Raw genomic sequence first — 6623 nt, 5'->3', positions numbered from 1 at the left:
TACTCAGTGGACGAAGATGGCTCAATTACCCTAAGCCAAGAACAACTGCTGGCGAATGCAACCGATGTTGATGGCGACACATTAACTGCTGAAAACCTATCAGTAGGGGATAACGCCACCGTCGTCGCTAACCCAGATGGCAGCTTCACGATTACCCCAGATGCCGACTTTAATGGCGACTTAGACTTACGCTTTGATGTCTCTGATGGCACGACTACCGTGGCGACAGGCGTTGACCTCACAGTTAACCCCGTTAACGACGCCGCGGTTGCCCCAGATGTTGAATTCACCATGAATGAAGACGGCATTATCATCATTACCGATGAGCAGCTGCTGGCGAATGCGAGCGACATCGATGGTGATAACCTATCTGTTGATACGGTGACGTACAGCGGCACTGACGGTGTGCTTACCGACAACGGTGATGGTACCCATAGCTTTGCGCCAAATGAAAACTTCAATGGTGATTTACAGCTCGATTTCGGTGTAAGCGATGGTACGGTAACCACACCAGCTAACATCGACATCGCGGTTACGGATGTCAACGATGCACCGGTTGCGGGTTCAACCTCATACACAGTCAACGAAGACGGCCAAATCACCATTAGCGCTGAGCAGCTATTAGCGAACTCAAGCGATGTGGATGGCACCGTCAGCCTAGACTCAGTGTCTTACTCTGGTACTGACGGCATATTAACGAATAATCTTGATGGCTCGGTCACTTTCTTCCCTAATGAGAACTTCAACGGCGAAATCAGTCTTGATGTGGTGGTTATCGATGATGACGGCGCGACCGCTGAAACCACCGCAGGCATCACCACACTCGCGGTCAATGACGTGCCAGTGGTTGATGGTAACCTGGCTTACAATGTCGATGAAGATGGCACCATTACTCTCAGCCAAGAACAATTACTTGCCAATGCATCTGATGTAGACGGTGATGATTTAACCGCTGAAGGGCTTAGCGTTGCTGGTAACGCAACAGTTGTGGCGAATGACGATGGCAGCTTCACCATTACCCCAGATGCCGACTTTAATGGCGACTTAGACTTAAGCTTTGATGTCTCAGATGGCACCACCACAGTGGCCACCGGTGTTGATTTAACCGTTAACCCAGTCAACGATGCACCGATTGCGGGTGCCGATATTTATATTCAAGCAGAAGAAGATCAAACCGTTGGCGTTAGTCTTCGTGAAGAGCCTGCTATTCGCCTCGATGCACAACCTGAGTTTGGTATTGTACAAGCCAATATCAATGATGAATGGGTGACGTTAGAGGTAGGACAAGAATTCGCGCCTGATACTGAAGTACGCTTTGTTGCTGATGAAACCGCAGTTACTGATTCTACTCATACCAGTCAAATCGGTACCTTCGATGATAATGCGACAGTTGATGATTGGGGCACAGAAATAGATTCACATACCCGTGAATTTACTGATGGCGACTTAGTGGTTACCACCCAGAGTACAGATGGGCCGTTAGGCGCTTGGAATGGTAATACTCATATTGGCCATGGTATTGGCGATACCGATAGACAAGGTTTAAGTGGTGATGAGCAGCTAGTTATTAATGTTGAAGGTCAAGATATTAATGAAATCAGCTTCGAACTAGATGGCTTAGGTGGTTGGTTTGTTGAAGGATCTAAAAACTTCACTGAAGTAGAAATTAGGGCTTTTGATGCCGATGGTAACCTCATCGACTCACAAACTTATCATAAAGATGATAATAGTAGTTTCGAGCATACGTATACCCTTACCACGGATGAACCCGTAGCACGATTTGAGTTAGGCACAATTGAAGGTAACGGCACTTATGTGGTGCAGAATATGTCTGTATCGCAGACGTTACCTGATGATGTGGTCTTTACATCGATTGCCGTAGATGGCACTGAAGTAACAGAAACAATTGAGCTGAACCTTCACGCTGGTGATCAAGATATCGATTTATCTGCAGAGCTTCCTGTTGTGACAAGTTCAGAAGGGGCAGATGGTTTTGCTTCTATTGTGATAACCGAGGAGCAGTTGCTTGCACAAGCTTCTGATATTGATAGTGAAAATCTCGATATCATTAATCTTGAGTTAAACGATGAGAATGCAACGCTAACCGACAATGGTGATGGCACTTGGACCCTTACCCCAGATGAGAATTTCTCGGGGGATATTGACCTAACTTATCAAGTGACTGATGGTGAGTTAGTTGATGACAATACTATCCATATCAACTTTGCTGAGGTCAATGATGCACCAATTGCATCTGGACCAATAGTCCTTAGCACTGAAGAAGACAACTCTATTAGCTTCACTGATGCTGATTTACTTGCGAATGCATCTGACATTGAAGGTGATGATTTATCTATTCAAGATGTGAGTTACAGCGGTAATGCCGGTGAGTTAATTACCAATGACGATGGTAGTTACACCTTTGTTCCCAACGAAAATTTCAATGGTGACGTCGACTTAAGTTATGGCATTAGTGATGGTCAAGATGTTACAACCAATAATATTGATTTAACTGTTATCCCTGTTAATGATGTCCCTGTTGCAGGGGCGCCATTAGATTTACAAATGCTCAATGATGGCACCATGACCATTAATGCATCTAGCTTATTGTCAGGTGCAAGTGATGTTGATGGCGATATTCTTCATATTGAAGATTTAGTGCTGACCAATCAGCTGGATGGTACTTTGGTCGACAACGGTGACAATACCTTTAGCTTCACGCCAGCAGAAGGATTTACCGGCAATGTGTCTTTGTCATTCGAGGTTAGTGATGGCCAAGCATCTGCTCCTAGTTCATTAAATATTACCGTTGAAGAATACAACGAAGGCCCTGAAGTCTCTGGCCCAGTTGCGGTAACTGTGGATGAAGACGGCAGTATTACCCTATCTCAAGAAGAATTACTCGCCAATGCCAGTGATGTCGATGGTGATTCTCTGGCCGCAACCAATCTTGTTACCAACGATGAAAATGCGACTGTCGTACAAAATGACAATGGCAGCTTTACGATCACCCCAAGTGAAGATTTCAATGGTGACATCCAATTTACATACGATGTGACTGATGGTATTGAAACGGTTGCCACTGAATTAGATCTAACGGTTACGCCAGTTAATGATGCTCCAGATGTTCCTGATCTTTCATTTAATACCATGGAAGATGAAGCTATAACGGTTACTACCGAGCAGTTACTGGCTCAAGCAACGGATATAGAAGGCGATGAGTTATCTGTTGTTAATGTCACATCGCAAGATCCAAACGTTGAAGTCATTGATAATGGCGATGGGACTTATACGCTAACCCCACAAGCGGAATACAGCGGTACCGCCAGCTTGAGCTTTGATGTCAGTGACGGCACTGATGTGGTTTCGGCCGATATTAGTCTTAATGTTGAGTTTGTAAATGATGTCCCTGAAGCTGGGCCTATTGTTGCTTCTGTAGACGAAGATGGCACAATTTTAGTTACTCAAGAAATGCTACTTGAAAATGCATCAGATCAAGATGGTGATTTCTTAAGAGCCGATGGTTTACAAACTAACGATCCAAATGCGACCGTTGTCGATAATGGCGACGGTACCTTTAGCGTTACGCCTTCTGCTGATTTTAATGGCGATATTGTCTTTAGTTATGATGTTTCGGACGGTGAAACTGACACACCTACAGAGCTGACTCTGACAGTTAATCCAATTAATGACGCGCCTGAAGTGCAGCCGCTTAATTTTGCAATTCAAGAAGATGGAACATTAATCTTCACAGAAGAGCAATTATTGGCACAAGCGACAGATATCGAAGGTGATGAGCTTAGTATTACTGATGTATCTTACAGCGCAGATGAAGGTACATTGACGAATAATGGCGACGGTACTTACAGCTTCACTCCGAATGAACATTTTAGTGGCAATATTGAGGTCGATTTTAGTGTGTCAGATGGCACAGATGAGGTATCACAAAGTATTGGTGTTGCCATCGAAGCCGTTGCTGATGCTCCTGACTTAACAGTAACAACGGGTGATGGCGATGTCGTCACTGATGAAGTGATTGTGGTAGAGCCCGGTTCAACCACGCAACTTAATATTGATGCAAGTCTAGTGGATCAAGACCTTTCTGAAACCCTTACGGTTGAAGTAAATGGTTTACCAGAAGGTTCAGTACTGACCTATGACGGCGAAGCGCTGTTTGACGAACAAAGCAGCGGTATTACCAGTTACGACAATACCGATATTACCGTGACGTTCCAGGGCGAAACTGCCGGATATCAAAATACGGCGGGTTACTATACCGTTGATGAAGAAGGTAATATTACAGGGGTACAAATTGGTTTTGAAAATGCTTCTGAAGTGGGCTCTGGCGGTGAATTAATCCCAGGTGAATCATCCTTCACGTTTGATGTCGAGGCGGGTGAAAGCTTCAATCTATTTGTGATCCCAAATGGTTTCAATCGTAATGACTTTGAGAATATGCAGGACGGTACATTTGAGTTCCGCGATGCCGATGGTAACCCTGCGACTATCGACTCAGTCGACCCGCAATTGGTTCACATTAGTGAAGATGGCGTCGAAACGCCGATTTTAAGTCAATTTGGTGATGCGATTTTCCATGGTGGCAGCAATAGCAATCTTAACGAAGATGGCATAGAGCATACGAGAACCACACTGAATGAAGATGGCGATATTGTTTACGGTGTTGAAGATCTCTTTGGCGGCGGAGATCAAGATTTTGATGACTTCACATTTACCATTGATGTTGGTGAAACAAATAGCCAAATTTTCCAAGGTGAAATTGTTGTTGGTGAAGATGGCAGCGTTGTTATCCCAACCACTGTGTTGGATCAAAACCTTGCAGTTACCTTCCCTGAGGATTACACCGGTTCAGCATCGTTAGAGATCATCGCAACAGCCACTGAACTGTCAAATGACGATCAATCTAGTACTGTTCAAACGATAAACTTTGAAGTTGACCATGCACCTGATTCTGATGCAGTTACCGCACAGGTTGATGAAGATGGCTCAATCACTATTACTCAAGCTGATTTATTAGCGAATGCGACCGATCTTGATGGTGATGATTTAGTTGCCGTTAATGTCAGCTCTGATGATGACAATGTCACATTGGTCGACAATGGTGATGGAACATACACAGTTACCCCTGATGCGGACTTCAACGGTGAAGTATCGTTTAGCTTTGATGTCAGTGATGGCGATCAAATCGTCTCCACTGAATTAAATCTAAGTGTTAACCCTGTTAATGATGCTGCTCTAGCGCAAGATCAAAGCTTTAGCATGAACGAAGACGGCGTGATCATCATTACCGATGAGCAACTGCTTGTTGGTGCCACCGACATTGAAGGTGATAATTTAACTATCGCCGATGTGAGTTACACAGGTACCGATGGTGTGCTCACCGACAACGGTGATGGTACCCATAGCTTCGCGCCAAATGAAAACTTTAATGGTGATGTGCAACTTGAATATGGGGTAAGCGATGGAACTGAAGTGACCCCAGCTAACATTGGTATCGCTGTTGCCGATGTTAACGATGCACCGGTAGCGGGTTCAACTTCATACACAGTCAACGAAGATGGCCAAATCACCATTAGCCCTGAGCAGTTACTGGCAAACTCTAGTGATGTTGATGGTAGCGTTAGTTTAGATAGCGTGAGCTACTCAGGCACCGACGGTATTCTGGTTCAAAACTCGGACGGCTCAGTGACCTTCTCGCCAAACGAGAACTTCAATGGTGATATTAGCCTCGATATCTCAGTCATCGATGATGATGGGGCAGTGGCGCAAACCACAGCAGGCATTGAAGTCATTGCGGTGAATGATGCACCCGTTTCGGGTGATCTGGCTTACAGTGTTGATGAAGACGGCAGTATTACCCTGTCTCAAGAGCAATTGTTAGCCAATGCCAGTGATGTAGACGGTGATGACTTAACTGCTGGAAATCTAACTGGCGGTAACAACGTTACTATCACAGAAAACGACGATGGTTCATTTACCCTGACTCCTGATGCAAACTTCCATGGTGAAATGGATATAAGCTTTGATGTCTATGACGGTGGAACCACAGTTCAAGCCAACATTGATCTGACTATTAACCCTATAAATGACACAACAGTAGGAGTGGAAGATCAAGCTTACACTGTCGAAGAAGATGGAACCTTAATCTTCACTGATGAGCAATTGCTCACGGGCGCAACAGACATCGATGGAGACGACTTATCCGTTAGTGGTGTTGAATACAGTGGTACCGAAGGTGTATTCACTGATAATGGCGATGGAACATATAGTTTTGCGCCAAATGAGAACTTTAATGGTCAAGTTGAACTTAGCTTCTCGGTCACTGATGGAAAAGAAACCGTTGGCGCTAATATCGATATTACAGTAACTGATATTAATGATGCACCGGTAGCGGGTTCAACCTCATACACAGTCAACGAAGACGGCCAAATCACCATTAGCGCTGAGCAGCTATTAGCGAACTCAAGCGATGTGGATGGCACCGTCAGCCTAGACTCAGTGTCTTACTCTGGTACTGACGGTATCCTGGTTCAAAACCAAGATGGCTCAGTGACCTTCTCGCCAAATGAGAACTTCAACGGCGAAATCAGCCTGGATGTCACCAT

Annotated in this window: 1 protein-coding gene; it reads left to right on the top strand. The window is 44.8% G+C overall.

The window, feature by feature from the left end; genetic code table 11:
- The coding region (locus Q4557_RS19355) for a tandem-95 repeat protein (RefSeq protein ID WP_303414932.1) at window positions 1-6623 on the top strand (6623 nt) is incomplete at both ends.

Source organism: Shewanella sp. 5_MG-2023 (assembly GCF_030547465.1).
Taxonomy (GTDB): domain Bacteria; phylum Pseudomonadota; class Gammaproteobacteria; order Enterobacterales; family Shewanellaceae; genus Shewanella.
Note: the sequence above shows the minus strand (reverse complement) of the source record. Positions and strands in the feature narration are given on the sequence as shown.